We start from the raw sequence: 20897 nt of genomic DNA, 5'->3' as shown, positions 1-20897 counted from the left end.
CGGGCAAAGTTCAGAGGCGTGCCACGCCTCCCCGCAGCCGCGGCCAAATCGAAGTGAGGGGCTAAACCAGAAAAGCTCTTTCAGGCGACTTGCTGGACGGCATCGAGCCGCCCCTGAAACAGCGCCGCAATGAGGTCCGACTGGGTGACGACGCCGACGATCCGGTTATCAGCGTCCACGATCGGCATATGGTGCAGGCCCATGTCCGCCATCGGCGGCACCAGTTTGGCGATCATCGTCTCCGGCAGGGCCGATTGGACGCGGGTCGTCATGATTTCGGAGACCAGCCGCGGCGATTTCGCCGGCAGGCCGATGATATTGCCGATCCGCTCGCGAAGGCCGATCTGCAGCCGGCCATCCGCCGTCAGCGTCGTGTGCTTCATGAAGTCGGTCTGGGTTAAAAGGCCGACCATGCCGTCCTCTTCGGTCACGACCGGCAACGCCTGGATCCGATGGGCGAGGAGCATCCGCCAAGCCTTGCGCAGCGGAGTGTCCGGCGCAACGGTCAGCACGTCGCGCGACATGATCTCGCCACAGGTGATTTCGCCCGACCTTCGGGTGAAGGCGCGTATCTGCGCCTGATGGATGAAGCTGTCGAGTTCCTCGGGACTGATGTCGACGACCTCGCCATATTGCGCCAGCACCGCCTGGAGATCGTCCGGGACGACACCGAGGCGCTGGCTCGGCAGGGGGTCCTCGGTTCGGTGGGAGTTCGGGGCAGGCGTAAGATGCGGATAGCGGCGGCCGGTGAGATTATTGAAGATGAGCGCCGCCGTCAGGATGACCAGCGAATTGATGGCGACTGGGGAAAGGACGAAAGCGTAGCCGGCCTCACGGATCACCGGACCGCCGAGAACCGCGGTCAGGGCGACGGCGCCGCTCGGCGGGTGCAGGCAGCCAAGAAGCAGCATCGCGCCGATCGCCAAGGCGACGGCGATCGCGGCCGCCACTACCGGGTTGGGAATGAGCAAGGCGCAGGTGACGCCGACCGTCGCGGAAACGACATTGCCGCCCACGATCGACCAGGGCTGGGCGAGCGGGCTCGACGGCGCGGCAAAAAGCAGCACCGCCGAGGCTCCCATCGGCGCGATGAGCAGCGGCAGGCTGGCGTCGGTGCCTACGGCAACCGTGCTGATGAATCCTGTCGACAGAACCCCGATGAGCGCACCGCAGGAGGCGCGCAAGCGCTCCCAGCCGCTGACCGGTACAAGCGAAGGCATGAAACGTCGAAGGAGGGCTGCGGCCTTGGACATGGATGTTCGTGAGCTATGCGGAGGGTGGAAGAGGATGAAGCGCACAGCGCAATAGCATGTGACTGCAGATTGGGCACGCAATCTGTATCCAAGAAATCGGGCCGGATTAAAAAATATGCACTATGCCCAACAAATGCGCGTTCCGAGCGCAGCGCCCATTTCAGGCCGCAGAGGCAAAATCGATTGTGATCCTGGTGCCCCGGTTCGGAGCGGTGTCGAAGGAGACTTTCGCCTTGTGAAGCTCCGCGATGCGATGAACGATCTTCAGGCCCAGACCGAGCTGACCGGAGCGCTTGACATAACCAAGATCCGCATTGAGTTCCGGCAGATCGACCAGCCCCTTGCCGTCATCCTCGACTGAGACCTGCGGGCCGGGTCCGCAGGTCAAGACAATCCGAGTTCCGGGCGGATTGTGCTTCACCGCATTTTCGATCAGGTTCCTCAGCATGTTCTCGACGAGCGCCGGGATCACCGTCACGGGCATTGTCCCATGGTCGATGAATTCGATCGATTTTTCTTGGTCGAAGACGAACGGCGCCGTGGCTTGCGCCACCTCCGCGCCGATCTCGGAGAGGCTTGCCCGCTGGTAGGCGGAGGGATCTACAGCGTCCGCCCGCGCCAGCGAGGTCAGTTGCTCTAGAATGTGCGTCAGAGCGTCGAGGTCCCGCTCGGCATTGCGGGCCCGCGGATCGTCGATGCGGCTCAGTTCCATCTTGGCGATCGAAACGGGCGTGCGTATCTCATGGGCGATCGATGAAGAAAAGACCTTCTGCGATTGAACGAGATCGGCGACGCGGGCAAGCAGGCGATTGACGGCGCTGACGAGGCGCTCGATCTCCTGCGGCATGCGCGTTATCGGCAGGCGGGCGCCGCTGTCGCGCGGGTCGATCCCATCCGCAGCCTTGACCGCCATCGCCACCGGCCTGAGGGCGCTTCGAATCGACCAGATCGTCGCGCAGATGACGAGGCAGAGAAGCAGCGTCATCGGGACGATCATCGAGTCGAACATCTCATGGAGCAGGGCACCGTACACGAAACCGTTTGGATCCTTCAGGACCGCGAGTTCCACGGCCACCGAGTGACCATCACGTTCAAAGGACTGGCCGCCCGCCACACTGAAGGGCTTGCCCGGTTCGATCAGCCGCTTCCAGAAGTTCGGTGCATTGACGCTCAACGGAAGGAAATGCTCCGCGCATTCGGTCGTGCAGTTGGAAAAGAGCACCGAGCCCGATGCGGTGCGCACCCGGACATAGATCGCCCCCCCGCGGCCATCCAGTTCCAGATAGCGTTCCCGGAGTTCGCGATCCGGTTTGAATGTCGGCAGTCCCCCATCGGTCGCGATCGCCCGCGACAGGATCTCCGTTTCCTGCTGCAGCATCAAGACGCTGAGCTTGTCGTCATCAAACCAGTAATCGGCGAAAACCACACCGACCTGCAGGATCATCGCGAGCAGCGAGAAGGCGACGATGCGCCGGGCAACGATGCCGATCAGCGACGGATTGCGTTTCCTCATGCGGTCGTCCGCAGGAGATAACCAAGGCCGCGCACTGTTTCGATCTGCACGCCTGTGTCCAGCGGCTGCAGGCGCTTCCGGACTCTCGAAACGGCAAGCTCCAGCGCATTCGAACTGAGCTCCTGCCCATATTCCGAGAGGGCGGTCTCCAGCCGGCGCTTTGGAACGACGCGCCCGACTTCGCGCATCAGCATCTCGATCAGAGAGCGTTCTCGCGGGGGGAGGGCGACCGCGGCCGCGCCACAGGTCAGCTCTGCGGTGGCGGGATCGAAGCGCAAGGCACCGGCCTCGAGCACCGGCTGAATTGCGTGCGGATTGCGCCTTAGCATCGCCCGGCATCGGGAAAGCAATTCGCGATGGTGGAAAGGCTTGACCAGATAGTCGTCAGCTCCGGCATCGAGGCCCTGGACCCGCTCGTCGACGGAACCGCGGGCAGTGATCACCAAGACCGGCAAGCCGGCGTGCTCCTGCCTTATCCATTTGAGAAGATCCAGGCCGTCGCCATCCGGCAGGCCCAGATCGAGAAGGACGAGATCGTGCTCCCGCTCGGAGATCGCCGCCTCAGCCTCGCTGAGACTCGAGACCGCGTCGAGCCGCCAGCCCGCATCGCGCATGGTCTCGCCCACAAGCTCGATGAGGCGGGGACTGTCTTCGACGAGCAGCAGGCGCATGCGGTTTCCTGATTTCAAGCCTTCTTACGACGGATGCCGCAGACCATAGGAGGTTTTCGGCAAGGTGCCAACGCCGCAAATGCCGGGTGCGCCCGGGGTCGCGGATGTCCTCCGCTTGGCAATCGAATAAACGTGCCTTCGCGTCGGGTCCGCCTTGCGATGTCACGGACACGGCGCACTTCCCGGCGGACTTCAACCATCCTCCCGACAGCACTTCGACAGCTTGCCCGCGGTACTGGCGGAAGCGTCGAGACCGCCGGCGAACCGGTTGTGTCCCTGAAAAGTGTCCATGCCAGCTTTGCCGCAACGGAGCCACTGAGAGCGATGGCTCCCATGATTGGAGGGAAGTATTTGGCCGTCTTCAGAATGCGCCGCCCGGAAATCGGCAGCATCGCGTTGAGCGCGATCGCCACGCTTTACCTGCTTTTCGTCGCCAACAATTCCTTCTGGAGCCACGCGGCAGTCTATTTCGATCACGCCCGGATCGCCATGCTGTCGCTCGGCGCCGCACTCGGTCTCACCACCTTTTCGATCCTGACGTCACTGTCGATGAAATATGTCATGAAGCCGGTGCTGGTCCTGCTGATCGCCATATCGGCAGCGGCCTCATACTTCACCGACACTTTCGGCGTCGTAATCGACAAGGGCATGATCGGCAATGCCGCCGTCACCACGGGGCCCGAGGCAGGCCATCTGCTGATAGGCAGCCTTGCGCTTCATCTGGCGCTCTACGCGCTCATTCCGTCGCTTCTCATCGCCTGGCTCAAGGTGAAGCATCGGCGCTTTTTCGCAAAGGCCGCCGTCAATTTCCTCTTCATTGCTCCGGCGCTCGTCCTCAGCGGCGTGCTGGTCTACGGCAACTTTGCCGGAATCGCCTATGCGCTACGGGAGCATCGCGACCTGATGGTGCGGTTCAATCCGGCCGGGCCGATCACGTCGGCGGTGCGCTACGGTTTGTCGACCTATCGCGAGCGCAATCTGGTCGTCCAGCCGCTCGGGACCGACGCGAAAGAGGGGCAGCGCATCGCCACCGCCGGCAAGCCCGTCGTCGTCGTCGTGGTCGCGGGCGAGACGGCGCGGGCGATGAACTTTTCACTGAATGGCTATCGCCGGGAGACAAATCCGGAATTGAAGGCGCTTGGCGTGGTCAATTACCGCGACACGACGAGCTGCGGCACGGCGACGGCCGTCTCGTTGCCCTGCATGTTCTCCGTCTATCCGCGCAAGCAATACAGCGACTGGAAGGCGCGCTCCAGCGAGAATCTCGTCAACGTGCTGACGCATGCGGGCATTTCCGTCACCTGGTGGGACAACAACACGGGCAGCAAGGGCGTCGCCGACCTCATCAGCTTCGCCAGCATGACGCATAACAGGAACAGCCAGCTGTGCAACAATGGCGAATGTCTCGACGAGATCTTCCTCGACGAACTGGACAAAAAGCTCGGCGCGACCACCAAGGACAGCGTCATCGTGCTGCATCAGCTCGGCAGCCACGGCCCGTCCTATTATCTTCGATATCCCGAAGCGTTCCGCCGATTCACGCCGGACTGCCGCACGCCGGAACTGACGAGTTGCACGACGGACGAAATCGTCAACGCCTATGACAATACGATCCTCTACACCGACCATATTCTCGCAAGCGTCGCCCGACTGCTCGAAAAGCACCAGGACAGCATTGCCGGGGCGATGATCTACATGTCGGATCACGGGGAATCGCTCGGCGAAAACGGGATCTACCTGCACGGCGCGCCCTATGCGATCGCACCCAAGGAGCAGACGCAGGTCCCCTTCATCGCCTGGTTTTCGAAACCTTACCAGTCATCGATGGGCGTAGACACCGCCTGTCTCTCCAAAGGCGCCGGGATCCCGAAGTCGCACGATAACCTCTTCCATACGGTGCTCGGCATGATGGACGTGCAAACGGGGGTCTATAACCGCTCCCTCGACGCATTCGCCACCTGCACACGGCCGCTGGATCGGAAGAAGGAGACGCCGGGTTACCATGCGGCCGAGGGCAGGCTGCGAGCCGAGTCGGGCGGCGTTCTCTGAGCCCGCTGGCGGGGTCACCTGCCGGGCTCCACCGGCTGATGAGCAGCGGCAACGCCAAGGCCAGTATCGAACTGTCAGCAATCCGGCAAATCTGGTAGACTCCATGCAGGAAATAGGTCCTCCCATGGGAGGAGGAACCGATGCAGTTCGTTGGGATACAAGTCTTCCCCGAGCGCGGCGGCAAGACGGGCTTCACCGTTGAATTCGTCGGGGCGACGGGCGAGGTCGTGTCCGTCCTGTGCCCGCAGAACGCGGAGGGCTCCCTCAACAGGATGAATGCCGTTGCACGGGCGAAGGAAATTCTCGCCGCCGCCATCGAGGCGGATGGCGAACCGCTCGGCATAACGGGAACGAGGCGGTCCCCGTCGGTCCCGGAAGGCGCACTCGCGAACGCCCGCCAGGCGCACGACCAGGATGCGATGGAAGAGCAACTGGAAGAGGGGCTCGAGGACACGTTTCCAGCGAGCGATCCCGTCTCCATTACCAGTTCCGCCATTCCGCGGGCAACGCCACGCCGCTGATCTGCGCTGCCGTTCTTGCCGACCAGATTAACCAACATGTTGCAATGCTGCCTTTTCGCGCTGAAAGCGATTTCGGTTGAAAATAGAATGCGGTAGTGCTGTGAGGTGAACCATGTGTTCGCTGCAGCGATTCATCGCTCGGCTCGAGGCGAGTGAAGATCGATTCTCGTCCGCATCCATGGAGAAAGCCGTCTTGGACGCCTACGGAAGCACCGCTTCATGAATGGCCGACGTCTCACGTTTGCCGTCGGCGACATTCACGGCTGTCTCGCAGAGCTCGACGCCCTGTTGGCGGCAATCGAATCTGCCGCGCCCGGGGGCAGGGTCATCTTCCTCGGCGACCTCGTCGACCGCGGACCGGAGAGCCGAGGCGTCGTCGAACGGATCATGGCAGGTCCCGCCAAACCCGGCTGGCAATGGATCACTCTCAAGGGCAACCATGAGGACATGCTGCTCTCTGCCCGCAAGGGCCTGGCCGAAATGAGCTCGTGGCTCATGAACGGTGGCGACGAAACCCTGGAATCCTATGGTGGCGCCATCCCCCTGAGCCACCTGGTCTGGATGGCCGAGCTTCCGTCGATCATCGTCGAACCCTACCGCATTTTCGTGCATGCCGGCGTGGAGGAGACGATTCCGCTCGAGGAGCAAGGCGACGACATCCTGCTCTGGATGCGTATCGAGCCGAACTATTCCGGCTATTACTGGGGCAAGCATGTCTGCCATGGGCATACGCCAAGCCGCAGCAATCCGCGGACCGTCGGCAACAGGACCAATGTCGACTCCGGCGCGGTCTTCGGCGGGGTGCTTTCCTGCGCCGTCTTTGACGACGACGTGCCAGGCGGGCCACTCGATTTTCTCGTTGCGGGCGGGCGTCGCTGAGCGTCCTGTAGAAAAGACGGTTGTGCGCCGGTCCTTCCGGCGATAGTTGTGCAATCCGCTGAAGCGCGTCACGCGTCGCGCTTCAGATCTTTGTTTTGGCGCATGCTGTTGTCCCAACGCCGCTGCACACTTTTGGGCGACATGCTTGGGCGCGAGACCTCATTCTAAGGAGCCCGCTTGGATACCCTGGCGACCGCGATATTCCCGAAGAAGTTCGCTGCCCTGCTGTTCGATATGGACGGCACGCTGCTCAATTCCATGGCCGTCGTCGAGCGTGTCTGGGGCGCATGGGCGGTCCGCAACGGGCTCGACCCCCATGCGCTGATGAAATCGGTGCATGGCGTGCGCGCGTCCGACACGATCCGCAAGCTCGGGCTCGCTGTCGATCCGGACCTCGAGGCGCACGCGCTGGCGGCGGCGGAAATCGCCGACGTGGAAGGCATCGTCGAATTGCCGGGGGCGGCCGCCTTCCTAGACACACTGCCGCCGGAGCGCTGGGCGATCGTCACGTCGGCGCCGCTGGAACTCGCGGTGCGCCGTCTCGCGGCGGCCGGCATCCCCATGCCGCGCCTCATGGTGACCGGCGAGGACGTCACCGCGGGCAAGCCTGATCCGCAGGGCTACCTTCTTGCCGCCGAGAAGCTCGGCGTCCGCGCCGACGATTGCCTCGTTTTCGAAGACGCTCCCGCCGGTATCCTCGCGGGCAGCTCGGCCGGTGCCGAGGTCGCCGTGATCACTGGCGCTCATGCGGCGGCAAACGGAACGCCGCACCTGACTTTGGAGCATTATGTGGATGTTGAGGCCCGGATCGGCAGCGACGGCTGGATTTCGCTCCACCGACGTTAATTTAATTTAGCGCCACATGCCGCGCATTCGGGCGCGGACATCGACGCGCAACTGCTGCGCATCACGCCGGTCGGCTGCCGCCGGCGCGGCAACAGGCCAGGCCGAGCACTCGAAGAATTGCAGGAGCGTTGCGGGAATGAAACGGCTGCGCGAAGCATAGACGTGCCGGTCGCCCTGGGCATTTTGCCCGTGCGTGAAAAAGCGCTGCGGCGTGATGAGGTTCAGGCTGTCTTTGGCACGCGTCATGGCGACATAAAGGAGGCGCCGCTCCTCCTCGACCTCCGCCGTGCTGCCAACCCCAAGGTCTGAGGGAATGCAGCCGTCGACGCAGTTGAGAACGAAGACGGATTTCCATTCCTGCCCCTTGGCCGAGTGGATGGTTGAAAGGATGAGATAATCCTCGTCGAGCAGCGGCGCGCCGGCCTGATCGCTGGTGGCGTCCGGCGGGTCGAGCGTGAGCTCGGTCAGGAAGCGCTCGCGCGACGGATAGCCGGTGGCGATCTGCTCGAGCTGCAAGAGGTCGGCCTTGCGCATCTCGGCATCTTCATGGATCCGCTCGAGATGCGGCTCATACCAGCTGCGTGCGGTGCTGATTTCGGACGGCCAGCCGGACCGGCCGGATCGCAAGATGTGCAGCATGTCGACGAAGGACGTCCAGTGATCGCCCGAGCGCGGCGGGGCGGGGATCTCTGAAAGCGCGGTCAACGGTTCCGGCTCGGCGGCGATCGCATCGAGCACCCGACCGGCCGTCTGCGGACCGACCCCCGGGAGCAATTGCATGAGCCGGAATCCGGCCACCCGGTCGCGCGGGTTTTGGGCAAACCGCAGGGCCGCCAGCACGTCTTTCACATGCGCGCTGTCCAGGAACTTGAGGCCGCCGAACTTAACGAAGGGAATGTTGCGGCGCGTCAGTTCCACTTCAAGCGGGCCGCTATGGTGGGAGGTGCGGAAAAGCACGGCCTGTTGCTTCAACAGCATTCCGCACTCGCGGTTCTGCAAGACCTGCTCGACGACGTAATTGGCCTGATCAGCCTCATCGCGCACGGTCACGAGTCGCGGGCGTTCGGCCGATTCCCGTTCGGTCCAGAGATTCTTGGTGAAGCGTTCGCGGGCGAGTTCGATCACGCCATTGGCGGCGGCGAGGATCGGCTGTGTCGAGCGATAGTTCCGATCGAGCGTGATGATCTCCGCTGCCGGCGTGAATGTCGCCGGAAAATCGAGAATGTTGCGCACCGTCGCGGCGCGGAACGAATAGATGGACTGGGCATCGTCGCCGACGACCGTGAGGCCGCGTCCATTCGGCTTCAATGCCAAAAGGATCGAAGCCTGCAGCCGATTGGTATCCTGGTATTCGTCGACCAGCACATGATCGTAGCGGCCGCCGACCTCCTCGGCGAGAGCGCCATCGCCCATCATTTGCGCCCAGTAGAGCAGCAGGTCGTCATAATCGAGGACGTTCTGCGCCTGCTTGGCCTCGACGTAGGCGCCGAAGAGTTCCCTGAGCTGCTTTTCCCAGGCGCTACACCAGGGAAAATTGTCGCGCAGGACTTCATCCAGCGGCCGTTCCGAATTGACCGCACGCGAATAGATGGCAAGACAGGTTGCCTTGGTCGGGAAGCGGCTTTCGGTCTTCGAGAGGCCAAGCTCGTGTCGGACGATGTTGATGAGATCGGCGCTATCCTCCCGATCGTGAATGGTGAAATCCGGATCGACACCGATTTCCGACGCATGTTCGCGCAGAAGCCGCGCACCGATGCCATGAAATGTGCCCGCCCAGGCAAGCGCGTCGGAAAGAGTGCCTGCCTTACCGCCGAGCACCTGGGCGCAGATGCGTTCGACCCTTCGGCCCATCTCGGCGGCCGCCCGTCGTGAGAAGGTCATCAATAGGATACGGCGGGGATCGGCGCCATTGACGATGAGATGCGCGACGCGATGGGCAAGCGTGTTCGTCTTGCCCGAGCCGGCGCCAGCGATGACGAGAAGCGGACCGCCGGTATGGACGCCCGTTCCGACACCGTGTTCGACCGCACTGCGCTGGCGTTCGTTCAACTTCTCCAGATATGCCGCGCTCATCCAGCCTCGTCCCGCCTCCAGTTGCACTCGCGCGACGTGAACAGGCGCGCCCTGTAAAGGTTGCGGGGTTGCCGCGAATCGAGCGAGAACGGATAAGGAACATAGCCGCAGTTCGAGGGCCTGCAAAGCCCCGCGGCGGTCTTCACCACTCATTTCGGTGCGAAGACCTTTTCGCTATAGGGCGTGCCCGCGGTGCATGGGAGAACCCGCCGGCTTTCTCGCCTGCTGACGTCGCGCCATGGAGCGGGCGTTCTTGCGGGCAATCCGCAACTCGTCCAGTGTCGGCTGCCACCAACCCCTGAACAGCGCCTCCGGCCCCGGCCCGCGGCGGGCAGGCCATGTGGCAATGAGTTCCGAAAGGGTCGGAACGCGCCATTTTCCCCAGACATAGTCAATGGGTCGGTCGGCATGGTTATAGTACGCCGCCAGCACCGCCGCCCCGGCGACTTCGCCGGAGAGTTCCACAAAGACGACGATGCCATACTGCACCGTTGCGACGGGGCGACCGACTGGCGGCAGGTCATCGCTCGCGAGCGGGTAGCGGCGGCGGCGCCGTTCCGCGGCGCGCGCTCTCGCCGCTCTCTGCGCTTCGGAACCTCTTTCCGCCTCCCGGCGGCGTTTCCTTTCTTCAGGCTCGCTTCGTCGCGCGGCCTCCTCGATCCTGGACCAGCGTCGCCTGAGTTCATCATAGGACCGGAAGGGCACGCGCCAGACCCGCAAATCTTCGTCCCAGTGCGCCCAGGGAATCTCGCGCAGCGCTTCAATCACCGAATTCGAAAAAGGCGTTCGAATGCGCAGGTCGTTACCGACTTCGAGATATCGGCTGACGATGGGCTCGAATTCATACGCGTCGCGGCCTTTGACATCCGCGTGGACATCGCTGCGCTCCGCTTCCCGTGCCAGCCATCGCTCGATGCGACGGGCTGCGGTCTTGCCCGGCACGAACCAGCTTTTGCGTTCGTCGTTCCACCGGGCGCGCGGAAAGGCCGCGCGAAACCGCTCGACCGTGCTCCGGTCATAGGGGAAGGCCGCGAATTCGCCCTGTTGATCTTCCTTTCGTCGCCTCCACAGATCGTGCGGAACCATGACCGTCTCCACGCCATCGAGGAAAACGCGGTGCGCGATCGTTTTGTTCGTATTTGATGCAGTTCCCAGCGGGCACACGTATTTCGGAGCGATGTGATGGAACCCGCTCGTCGTCTGCGAGTTTCCTCCTGCACTACTGCATGTTTCCTCAATCGCAGTCGGTTGAGGACAAAAACATGCAATAATTCAAAGTGCTACGGCGAGCTGGCGCGTCTGATAAGACGTGCGGCGCTGTAGGAGGAACGATGCCCAAGTTCACGGACACGACCATTTTCCCCCAGCCAGCGGACCGACGGTTCGAGTGCCAGCGTGCGCTGGAAGAGGATTTTCAGGTCTTCACAAGTCTGGCCGAGGGGGCAGGTTGGTCGTGGCAGGAGATCGCCCTGGCGCTCATGGAACTCACGGAAGACTATGTCATGGCGATGCGCATGAATACGAAGAGTGCCGAGAACAACGCGGTCCCGTTGCCTTTGAACAAAACCCTGCACTGACGCCGATCTTCACGGATCACTCAACTCGCCTCCATGTGGAGTGATTTGCGTTAGAGCCCCCCCGTTAGTGGAACCACCCCGGCTGAAGCGGGCCGCTTAAAAAGCAAAGCAGTGTCCGCAAAGCCCGCGGACACTGCTTGCCAAAGTTGGGGACATTGGGTGCCGCCCCAAAGGGGAACGTGTTAATACACGACAGCTGAAATAGTTCCGCCGAACCTCAGACGCGACATCACGAGTGCGGGCGCCGTTATACGCTGATCGAGCGGTCGCTTATCTCAATGGGGCGTCGGGCGTGGATCATCGGAAGATGAGCGGATGGAGAGCTTCTTCAGCATTTCGACGTCCCGCACGCCGGATTGATAAACGGAAATCAACCTTGCGGCGATTTCGTTTGCCTTCTCGCCGCTACTCGCTACGCCTTTTTCCTCCAGAATCTGTTCGAATATGCTGTGCAGCAGATCCACCTCCGTGGGGCTGAAAGTGCAGCGCCAGTCGCGAGACGGCAACATGGTTCATCTCCTCTCGACGGGCGAGATCTCGCCCGCTGGAAAGCGCCCCGAACGTGTGCCGGGAGCGCCCAGTGTATGCTTGATTGAGGCGATGACGAGTCCCTGCAGGTAGCAGGCGTAGCCGCGGTGCGCACGCGCTGGTTTGCCCCATCGAGCAGTGCCGCGGACACTGCTCGATACCGAGGGGAACGTGATTGCCGCCGCCATGCGAGCGACGCAGCTTGGTGCGTGCCGTGTTGATTTGTGGCGTCAGCCTGTTGCCCGAGCCACAAAAGTTACGCCTTCCCGGGAACTCCGGTAAATGACCGACGTTATCGCTTCGCCGCCCGCCCATCGACGGGCGTTTGTTTGTGTCTTGCAAGCCGAGGGGCGAGATGCGCCTGAATATGCGACAAATACGGGTTCTCAGATTCTTGGTCGCGCTCGCCGCGCCAGCCGCTCTGCTCGCAGCTGCCATCGCGGCGGCCGAGTGGGCCCTGAAGTAGCTTGTAGACTCGCCGTAGTTCCCGGCTGATGTGCCGCCGCAGCCGTTTTCACGACATATTGAGGTGCAGTGATACCGAAAGCCGTTTGAATACCGCCAGCTTAATGCTTGCATTAACGAAGATCGTCTAAAGGCAGGATATGGCGAAGGATAACAGACGACTCTTTGAGCTCTTCGAGACTTCTCCTGTTCTCGTCGCGGCCTATGACGAGTTCGACCGGCTCCGCTACGCCAACGAGGCCTTCCGATCAGCCTATTTCATCGCACCGGACGAGACGCCCCTCTGGCCGGATCTGATGCGGCGGAATTTTCATGCCCAACGGGGAACTGTGATCCGCGTCGGAGACTTCGAGGAGTGGCTTCGCTCGACCCAGTCGCGCCGCGGCAAGGTCGGGTTCAGGGCATTTGAGACCGATCTATTCGACGGGCGCTGGCTTTGGATGACCGAAACCGTCGAGAAGGATGGGTGGATGCTGTGCGTCGCCACCGATGTTACCGGCCTTAAAGCAAAGACGCGGGCGGTACGACAAGACCGGGACATGGCGATAAAGGCGTCCTACACCGATGAACTGACGGGCGTCGCCAACCGCCGGTTCGTGACGGCGAGAATTGAGGACATGTTGCAGCAACAGGGGAGCGACCAAACCTCTCAAGGCTGCCTCTGCGTGCTCGATATCGACCGCTTCAAGAGCATCAACGACCAGTTCGGCCATCAGACCGGCGATATTATCCTCAGAGATTTCGCGATGCGTATTCACAGTCTGGTGCGGCGCACCGACTGCTTCGGAAGGGTGGGTGGGGAGGAATTCGTGCTCACCCTTCCGGCCACTCCCGTTGAGCAGGCAAGGCTGATCCTGGAGAGGATGCTCGCCTTGGTGCGCAAGTCCCGGCCGCTTCAGGAGCGACCCGATTTCGGATATACATTTTCTGCAGGTATCGCCGGCGCTCAGGCTGGCGATACGGCGATAAGCCTCTACGCCCGCGCGGACCGGGCTCTGTACATGGCCAAGCTCGCCGGCCGGGACCGCATTCACCTGGATGACTCAGATCCCGACCGATCTGCAATTGCGGGATAGTCCAGTCGCCTACAGTGCCGTGCGTCTTTTCAGACGCGCTGAAATTGCTGCAGCACTTTGAAGCGCTGCATATGCCGTAGAGCAGGGCAATTTCAGGTGCGGCGTCGTCGATTGGCCGAGGCACACGGCCGCGCCATGGCTGCCTCGAGTTGGGAATTGCCGAGGACGGATTTCTGGTGGGTTCCCCTTCGCGGCGATGGAACTTGGCGCTAGAGTCCTGTACGAAGATCGAAACTTCTCCGTGTTCCGCGCGTTTGCAGAGGAGTTGCAGCCCGCCCGGACTTATAGAATTGCTCGGGTGCGGCACCACCCCGCGTCCGCCACTCGGGGACTTTATGACGTGGAGAACCGATGACCGCCTCCGTCGAGCATGCCCCGGCACGGGCCAATAGCCTGCGCCAGTTTCTCGCCCTCACGCTCGGGTCCGTGGGAGTGGTCTACGGCGACATTGGAACCAGCCCCCTCTATGCGTTTCGCGAGGCATTGCGCCCCTTTGCCGCCGGCGGCGTCGAGCGAGCAGAGATCATCGGCCTCATTTCGCTGGTCATCTGGACACTGACGATCATCGTGACGATCAAATACGTGATCCTGCTGCTTCGCGCCGACAACAATGGCGAGGGCGGCACCTTGGCGCTCCTTGCCCTGTTGATGAAGAAGGGAACGAAATATCCCGTACTGATGTTCTTCACCGGCATTTTCGGTGCGTCGCTCTTCATCGGTGATGCGATGATCACACCGGCGCTGTCGGTGCTCTCGGCCGTCGAGGGGCTGAAGCTCGTGACGCCGGCCTTGCATGACTATGTGCTGCCGATCTCCGCCGCGATCATGGTGCTGTTGTTTGCCGTCCAGTCGCGTGGCACCGGTGCCGTTTCGATCTTCTTCGGGCCGATCACGCTCATCTGGTTTCTGGTCCTGGGCGCCGCCGGTGTCGCCCATATCGGTGACGATCTGGCGATCCTGTCAGCCTTCAATCCGGTACACGCCGTGGTCTTCTTATGGGAGGCCGGCCTCGTCGGGTTCATCGTTCTCGGGGCTGTATTCCTGACGGTGACGGGGGCGGAAGCACTCTATGCCGATCTAGGGCATTTCGGGCGTACGCCGATTCAGGCGGCCTGGATCGCCATCGTGTTTCCGGCGCTGACCTTGAACTATCTCGGACAAGGCGCCTTGGTGCTATCGCATCCCGAGGCCATCTCCGATCCATTTTTCCTGATGTTTCCGAGTTGGGCCTTGCTGCCGGTGGTGATCCTGGCCACGCTGGCGACGATCATTGCCAGCCAGTCGGTGATCACCGGAGCGTTCTCGCTCGTGCGGCAAGCCATTCACCTGGGATTCCTGCCCCGCTTCGAGATCTGCTACACCTCGGAAACGCATACCGGCCAGATCTACCTGCCCTTGGTCAACACCGCGCTCCTGACCGGCGTGCTTGTCCTCATGTTTGTATTCGGCAGTTCCGAATCTCTCGCCCCGGCCTATGGCGTATCGATCACCGGCGCCATGCTGATCGACACGGTTCTCGCCTTCGAGTTCGTTCGCCGCCAATGGGGATGGGCCGTGCTGACCGCAACCGCGGTCCTGCTTCCGCTGTTCCTGCTGGAAACGGTGTTCCTGGGCGCCAACCTCTTCAAGATACACCACGGCGGCTTCGTGCCGATCCTCTTCGCCGGCACAATGATCACGATCATGTGGACCTGGCGGAAAGGCGTGGCGCTTCTGCGCGAGAAGACGGCCCGACTGGAAGTGCCCCTCGACCAGTTCATCGCCGCGGTCGAACGAAAGTCCGAGCACGCTCCGGTCGAAGTGCCGGGAACGGCGATCTTCCTGACCGCCACGCCGGAGACGACTCCATCCGTCCTCCTGCACAACATCAAGCACAATCATGTGCTTCACGAGCACAACGTTATCCTGACCATCAAAACCGCAAGGGTTCCCTATGTCGCGGAGAAGGACCGCTACACGCTGACGAAGCTCTCCGACCGGTTCAGCAGGCTCGAACTGAGATTCGGCTTCATGGACGACCAGAATGTCTCGAGGGCGCTGGCGCGTTGCCGCAAGGAGGGCTTCAAGTTCGAGATCATGTCGACGTCCTTCTATCTCGGCCGGCGCAAGCTTGTCCCGGATCCCGTTTCCGGCATGCCGAAATGGCAGGACAGGCTGTTCATAGCGATGGCGGACTCGGCGATCGACCCGACCGACTACTTCCACCTGCCTGCCAATCGTGTCGTCGAGTTGGGGGAACAGGTGATCATCTAACAGCCGAGATCAGAGACACTCGTCGACCCCTCATGATCTGCCGGGCGGTGTGAGCCTCTCTTGAGTCAAGGGTGCGTAGACCTTGGCGCCGGTCTCGTCGCCCGCGATGCCGGCCGCCAGCACCAGATAGGCGACGATGAGGCCCACCGCCAAAAGCAAGACGCCAACGGCAAAAGCCGATGAAGCCTCGGTCTCATGAGCCCGCCAGTCCTTCCTGCTGAACATGGGAGCCTCCCATTAGATTGGGAAGGGGTGTACCCGTTGTCGAGAACGGATATCTCCAGGGGTAAGTACATCGGATTTGAAATTCAGGGCATTTCGCCTTGTCGCTCGGTCCGGTCGCTCGGTCCGGAGAGCTCGGCCTCCTCTACTTCAAGGCTCGCACAACGGGCTCGGCAGTCAAGGATTAGTGCATGACCCGAATGGGCGAGGGGGAATAGGAAATAACCGGGCCATCATCGTGGACTGCCAGAAGCGAACGCTCCGGCAGGGAGCCGCTCGCTCCGGTCACTTGGCCTATCGATAAAGGCAACTCGGGCCCAGACGAAAGGACCTTTTCATAAGCGGGTTTGTTCGCCGGCGCGACGCCAACTGACCAGTGGTAGGAGCGCCAGGTTTTCAGCCTCGTAGTACTCCCGGATTTCCTGCTTCAGGGAGGGCTCGATCGGAGCTGACCGGTAACCAGTACCACGGTTCAGGCTTCGCAACCGCGTCAGGATGCCGAGCTGTTTCCCCGCGATTTGCGTCACGAGCGTCGAGGTCTTACGCACCCATGGCGCCGGATTTTGCGTCAGTGATGCGACGATTCTGCTCTTGTGGTGCTTGGCTTCGTTGACCGGTGGAAATTCGGTGCGTCCGTCATCCTCCAACCCTAGGAAGTCCAGGATGTCGAGATAGGTCTGGCGTGGATCGGCGATCCAGTCGCGAAAGGCGAGTACCCTGATCTGCTCGGCTGGAAAAACAGCGAAAAAGCGTTCGACCTGCTCGCGGAAGCGGCCCATCGCCTTGTAGTCAAGAAAGCTCGGCTCTCGGCAGCAGGCAGGTATGGTGTCAGCGGAACGGTTGCCGGAGAGCCGCCAGACCTGCTCGAAATTCTCGATCGCCTCGTCTCGATTGTAGAGTTGCTGATTGTGCAGACTTGGGAGGAAATCCTCCTGGCTGCGCAGGAAGATCAGGATCTTTGCAGCGGGATTGAACTTGTGAATTTCCCGCGCGGCCACTCGCGAATAGAGGTACCGGACCGAGCCCTCGCCAACGACAGGTGCATCCCCGCTTTCCTGAAATAATGCGAGATACTCCTGCTGCGTACGGGCCCAGCACCATTTCGGAAAATCATGCGAGAAATGGTGGGGCTCCTTGGCTTTCGAGAAGAAGATGCGCGGATGCGATCCAAGATACTCCACCCATGCGGTGGTGCCGCATTTTGGCGCCCCTACGATAAAGAGATTCGGTCTCACGTGCTTCCCCCAACCGGTCCGTGGACGTTTCGCATGAGGTATCTGCATTGCGATGACACGCCTCAAAATCTACTTTGCTACGTCTGTCGCGGCAATGATATTATAGGTTGCACGACGAAGAGATGCGAATTTCACCAAATACGAGAGGCTGGCCGCCCGCGGGAACGAGTCTTGGCGCGTCCGGCCCTCCTGTACTAAGGGCCTGCCATGTCCCTGGAGCAAGTGGAATGTATCGTCGCGGGAGCCGGCGTTATCGGGCTCGCCGTTGCCCGCGCCTTGGCGCTGGCGGGACGCGAGGTGATCATCCTCGAGGCGGCCGATCGCATCGGAAGTGGAACCTCGTCGCGCAGCAGCGAAGTCATCCACGCCGGTATCTATTATCCGCCGGATAGCCTGATGGCGCGCCTGTGCGTCGAGGGCAAGGGGCTTCTCTATGCCTATTGCCAGGAGCGCGGCATTCCCCACAGGCGGTGCGGAAAGCTGATCGTCGCGACCTCTGGACCGGAATTGGAACAGCTGCCTGCGATCGCCGCCAAGGCGGCCAGGAATGGGGTGGCGGATCTCACGCAAATCTCTGCCGCAGAGGCGTGCTCCCTCGAACCGGCGCTTGTTGCGACCGGCGCGCTCCTGTCGCCTTCGACGGGCATCGTCGACAGTCACGCCTATATGCTGTCGCTGCTTGGAGATGCCGAGAACGCCGGGGCGGTTCTCGTGTGCAACAGCCCCGTCGAGCGGGGCCGGGCAAACCGTGGCGGCATCGTGGTCGATGTCGGCGGCACTGAGCCGACAAGCCTTGGCTGCCGACTGTTCGTCAACGCTGCGGGCCTCGCCGCACCCAGGCTGGCACGCCGCATCGACGGAATGCCGCCGGCGCTCGTGCCGAAGGAATATTTCGCCAAGGGGGATTACTTCTCGCTTGCCGGAAGGGCGCCGTTCTCGCGTCTGATCTATCCCGTTCCTGTCAAGGGAGGCTTGGGGATCCACCTGACGCTCGATATGGCTGGCCAGGCGCGGTTCGGCCCGGATATCGAATGGGTCGACAAGCTGCACTATGAGGTCGAACCGGCAAAGGCTCCGCTTTTCTATGCCGGGGTGCGCCGGTATTTTCCCGACCTGAAGGATGGCGCATTGCTGCCGGCCTATTCCGGTATTCGGCCGAAGATTGTGCCTCCCGAGGTGGCCAGCCAGGATTTCGTTGTTCAGGGGCCTGCCGCGCATGGCATGCCCGGCCTGATCAACCTGTTCGGCATCGAATCTCCCGGTCTGACCTCATCCCTGGCCTTGGCGAAGCTGGTGGCAGAAAGCTGAAAACTCTGTGGCGCGCCATCCGTTCATTACAGCGCCCGCGCGCAGGGGAGGGCGCGCGCCACCGTGTCTTCGAGCGCACTTTTTGCTACTGCTGACGTCAGATCTTGACGAGCATCGCGGTCGCATACATCAGCGCGAGGCCAGCCACGATGCCGCCATAGGCAGCAGGGTTGAGGATCTGCGTGTAGTCGCCACGGCCCTCGTGGCCTCTTGCCACCAGCGCCGTGACTTCGACGATGACCTGCGCGATGGCGCCTGCGCCGATTGCCAGGGCGATCGCGGTCCAGTGGGGCGCAACGGCCAGGCTGCCGAGCCAGATTCCGAACACTGCAGGGCCGCCGGCCAGCAGCGCAAGACCGAGGAAATGGACGACCTTCGGCCGGATATTCAGGATCGGGACGGCGATGCCGATTCCCTCGGTAATGTTGTGAAGCGTGAAGCCGAGCACCAGGAACGTTCCGAGCCCCGCGGCGCCCGCCGCAAAAGCCGCGCCGATGGCAAGACCCTCGCCGAAATTGTGCAGTCCGATACCAATGGCGATGTAGGTGGCGAGCGCAAGCCCCGTCGGGGAGCCACGGCGGCGACCGATCGCGACAAGCGCCAGGAAACTCACAGCCGCGATCAGGACGACCATCACGCTTCCCTGGAAGACCGCGGCCGACTGACTTGCAAAATCCAATGCTTCGATGATGGTGTCGACGAGCAGGAAGGCGAGCAGCCCGACGGTCATCGCCAGCAGGAAGGCCATCGTGTTGCGGCCCGCCCCGCGAAGCGCCGGATAGCACAGCAAGCCGATCGCGACGGGCAGGATACCGACAAAGGCGCCGAGGATGGCTTGGGAGACGAGCCCGCTGCCGCTGACCTTCGGCGTCGGGACGGCGACCGGAATTTCATGGTCGAAGGTCGCGCCCGTGTTGGTGACGAATGTCACCTTGTGGGCCTCGCCGAGAACCCAGGGGAACGGGATCGCCATCCAGGCGGTTTCGCCGCGGGAGATTGGCCCGGAGGGTTCCTGCCGGAACTGCCAGTAGGCGGCGTCGACCTGCACCTGCGCAATCGTCATCGGCTCCGATCCACCGGCGCGCAGCTGCAGCCGCAAACCGCCCTCATCAAGCACGGTTCGTTCGACTGCCAGGTTTTCGACGGGCGGAGCGCCGTTGCTGAAGCCACGCAGCGGATCGACCTGCAACAGCCACAGCACCGCGGCGATCAGGACGATCATCGGCAGGACAAGCCAGAGGAGATGGCGCGGACCCGGCGCCGCGGTGGAGACCGGTGCGAAGCTGCGCGGGTTCTCGTTCATGACAGCGTCTCCACGACATCGAACATGCCCATCCAGCCGAGTTCGGTGAATTCGGACTGATGGGCGTGGAACATGTAATGCCCTGCCTCGTGGTTCCTGTAGGTGAACTCGAGGATACCGCGCTGGGCCTGGCACTGCATGATGAGGTCGACCATGCGCAGGGTAGGCGTAAGCGTCGTTCCCTGGTCGAAATAGTCGAAGAAATTCCCATGAAGATGGAACGAGTTGATCGGATCGAACTCGGTGACGTTCACCAGATAGATACGTACCGGCCGGCCCTTCTCGATCCTGATCGGCTCCTTGGCGTAGCAATGCGCAATCGTGTTGCAGGCATAGAACTCGTTCTCGCCGTCGAAATTGGTGTCGAACGCGTTCATGATCATCGCGATTTCCTGCCACTCGGCGTTTTCCGGCGAGCCGTAGAGGCGGGACTTCGCGACGTTCACATGGTCCGGGTGGCGCTCCGGATCCGGATCGATGACGAACAGGCCGTACATGCCCTTGTGGAGGTGCCGCGCCAACGGCAACGAATGACAGTGATAGAGGTGACAGCCGAAGGGCTTGGCATCGAATTCATAGACGAACTCGTCGCCGGGGGCGATGACGCCCGCGCCGGGCACTCCATCCATGCGGGCCGAGTGAATGCCATGGAAGTGCATTGAGTGTGGATGCGACCCGTAGTTCCTGAAGACAATTCTCAACCGCTCACCTTCGGTGGCGCGGAGCGCCGGACCCGGTACGCGGCCATTGTAGGTCCAGGCGGGAAACATCACGCCGGGCGCGATCTCGATCTCCTTGTCCTCCGCGGTGATTTCGAACGTCCTGAGCTTTCGCCCATCCGGCAGATCGGTAAGGGTCCCTGTATGCCAGTCCGTCAGGAGCCTCGTGGGATCGAACCCGTTGCGCTCGTTGTCCACCGTGCCCACGGTAATCATCGCGCCGTGCGCGGACTGGTGAGTAGGCGCGGCCGCGGCGCTTTGCGCCTCGGCTGCAATGACATGGTTGCCGTGGCCCTCCTGAGCCACCGTTTTGCTCGAGCAAATCGTTGTCGCGCCTATGGTCGCCGCGCCGCCGCCCAAGAGCAGGCTGCGCCTGCTCAATGCCGCCTGTGCCCATCTCAGCATG

General features: G+C 62.2%; 18 protein-coding genes. 8 read left to right on the top strand and 10 right to left on the bottom strand.

What is annotated here, in order from left to right; all coding sequences use genetic code 11:
• Positions 1-80 precede the first annotated feature (80 nt).
• The 3 genes from AU381_RS12705 to AU381_RS12695 form a co-directional block, all read right to left on the bottom strand.
• Positions 81-1220 carry an HPP family protein gene (locus tag AU381_RS12705; RefSeq protein ID WP_244520056.1) on the bottom strand — a complete coding sequence of 380 codons (1140 nt, stop codon included), beginning with the start codon at positions 1218-1220 and terminating at the stop codon, positions 81-83.
• 193 nt (positions 1221-1413) lie between these two features.
• Positions 1414-2766, bottom strand: coding sequence for a sensor histidine kinase (locus AU381_RS12700; RefSeq protein WP_064242131.1), 1353 nt, complete (start codon positions 2764-2766; stop codon positions 1414-1416).
• Entirely contained in the window at positions 2763-3437 is a 675-nt protein-coding gene (locus tag AU381_RS12695) for a response regulator transcription factor (protein WP_064242130.1), read from the bottom strand. The genes AU381_RS12700 and AU381_RS12695 overlap by 4 nt, the downstream gene beginning before the upstream one ends.
• A gap of 366 nt (positions 3438-3803) precedes the next feature.
• Here AU381_RS12695 and AU381_RS12690 point away from each other — a divergent pair, with 366 nt between their 5' ends.
• The 4 genes from AU381_RS12690 to AU381_RS12675 all read left to right on the top strand — a co-directional run bounded on the left by AU381_RS12690 (position 3804) and on the right by AU381_RS12675 (position 7732).
• Positions 3804-5486 (top strand): phosphoethanolamine transferase, encoded by a 1683-nt coding sequence (locus AU381_RS12690; RefSeq protein ID WP_425288620.1) that lies wholly within the window; start codon positions 3804-3806, stop codon positions 5484-5486.
• A 140-nt stretch (positions 5487-5626) separates the two neighbouring features.
• Positions 5627-6007 (top strand): hypothetical protein, encoded by a 381-nt coding sequence (locus tag AU381_RS12685; protein ID WP_064242128.1) that lies wholly within the window; start codon positions 5627-5629, stop codon positions 6005-6007.
• A gap of 219 nt (positions 6008-6226) precedes the next feature.
• Positions 6227-6886, top strand: a complete 660-nt coding sequence (locus tag AU381_RS12680; protein ID WP_064242127.1) for a metallophosphoesterase family protein — start codon at positions 6227-6229, stop codon at positions 6884-6886.
• A 177-nt stretch (positions 6887-7063) separates the two neighbouring features.
• On the top strand, positions 7064-7732 hold the full coding sequence (locus AU381_RS12675) for an HAD family hydrolase (RefSeq protein ID WP_064242126.1): 669 nt from the start codon (positions 7064-7066) through the stop codon (positions 7730-7732).
• 6 nt (positions 7733-7738) lie between these two features.
• On the opposite strand, the gene AU381_RS12670 is transcribed toward AU381_RS12675, so the two are convergent.
• On the bottom strand, positions 7739-9805 hold the full coding sequence (locus AU381_RS12670) for an ATP-dependent helicase (RefSeq protein ID WP_064242125.1): 2067 nt from the start codon (positions 9803-9805) through the stop codon (positions 7739-7741).
• Between the two features lie 174 nt (positions 9806-9979).
• Entirely contained in the window at positions 9980-10891 is a 912-nt protein-coding gene (locus tag AU381_RS12665) for a hypothetical protein (RefSeq protein WP_064242124.1), read from the bottom strand.
• 245 nt (positions 10892-11136) lie between these two features.
• Here AU381_RS12665 and AU381_RS12660 point away from each other — a divergent pair, with 245 nt between their 5' ends.
• On the top strand, positions 11137-11382 hold the full coding sequence (locus AU381_RS12660) for a hypothetical protein (RefSeq protein ID WP_064242123.1): 246 nt from the start codon (positions 11137-11139) through the stop codon (positions 11380-11382).
• A gap of 275 nt (positions 11383-11657) precedes the next feature.
• On the opposite strand, the gene AU381_RS12655 is transcribed toward AU381_RS12660, so the two are convergent.
• Complete coding sequence (locus tag AU381_RS12655) at positions 11658-11891, bottom strand: hypothetical protein (RefSeq protein ID WP_064242122.1); 234 nt, start codon at positions 11889-11891, stop codon at positions 11658-11660.
• Positions 11892-12515: 624 nt separating this feature from the next.
• Between AU381_RS12655 and AU381_RS12650 the strand changes: the two genes are divergently transcribed.
• Complete coding sequence (locus AU381_RS12650) at positions 12516-13451, top strand: sensor domain-containing diguanylate cyclase (protein WP_064242121.1); 936 nt, start codon at positions 12516-12518, stop codon at positions 13449-13451.
• A 351-nt stretch (positions 13452-13802) separates the two neighbouring features.
• A complete protein-coding gene (locus AU381_RS12645) occupies positions 13803-15704 on the top strand; it encodes a potassium transporter Kup (RefSeq protein ID WP_064242120.1) in 1902 nt (633 codons plus the stop codon).
• 30 nt (positions 15705-15734) lie between these two features.
• Here the strand turns inward: AU381_RS12645 and AU381_RS12640 are convergent, their stop codons facing one another.
• Positions 15735-15929, bottom strand: a complete 195-nt coding sequence (locus AU381_RS12640; RefSeq protein ID WP_064242119.1) for a hypothetical protein — start codon at positions 15927-15929, stop codon at positions 15735-15737.
• Positions 15930-16261: 332 nt separating this feature from the next.
• A complete protein-coding gene (locus tag AU381_RS12635) occupies positions 16262-17161 on the bottom strand; it encodes a sulfotransferase domain-containing protein (RefSeq protein ID WP_162273422.1) in 900 nt (299 codons plus the stop codon).
• A gap of 207 nt (positions 17162-17368) precedes the next feature.
• On the opposite strand from AU381_RS12635, the gene AU381_RS12630 reads away from it, so the two are divergent.
• On the top strand, positions 17369-18469 hold the full coding sequence (locus tag AU381_RS12630) for an NAD(P)/FAD-dependent oxidoreductase (protein WP_064242117.1): 1101 nt from the start codon (positions 17369-17371) through the stop codon (positions 18467-18469).
• Between the two features lie 97 nt (positions 18470-18566).
• Here the strand turns inward: AU381_RS12630 and AU381_RS12625 are convergent, their stop codons facing one another.
• The gene (locus tag AU381_RS12625; protein WP_064242116.1) at positions 18567-19772 is read right to left on the bottom strand and encodes a ZIP family metal transporter; all 1206 of its coding nucleotides are present in this window, start codon (positions 19770-19772) and stop codon (positions 18567-18569) included.
• Entirely contained in the window at positions 19769-20896 is a 1128-nt protein-coding gene (locus tag AU381_RS12620; RefSeq protein ID WP_082909971.1) for a multicopper oxidase domain-containing protein, read from the bottom strand. Before AU381_RS12620 ends, AU381_RS12625 begins: the two co-directional genes overlap by 4 nt.
• Between the last annotated feature and the right edge of the window lies 1 nt (position 20897).

Origin of the sequence: Sinorhizobium glycinis (assembly GCF_001651865.1) — a bacterium.
Taxonomy (GTDB): Bacteria; Pseudomonadota; Alphaproteobacteria; order Rhizobiales; family Rhizobiaceae; genus Sinorhizobium; species Sinorhizobium glycinis.
This window is presented reverse-complemented; position numbering and strand designations above follow the sequence as displayed.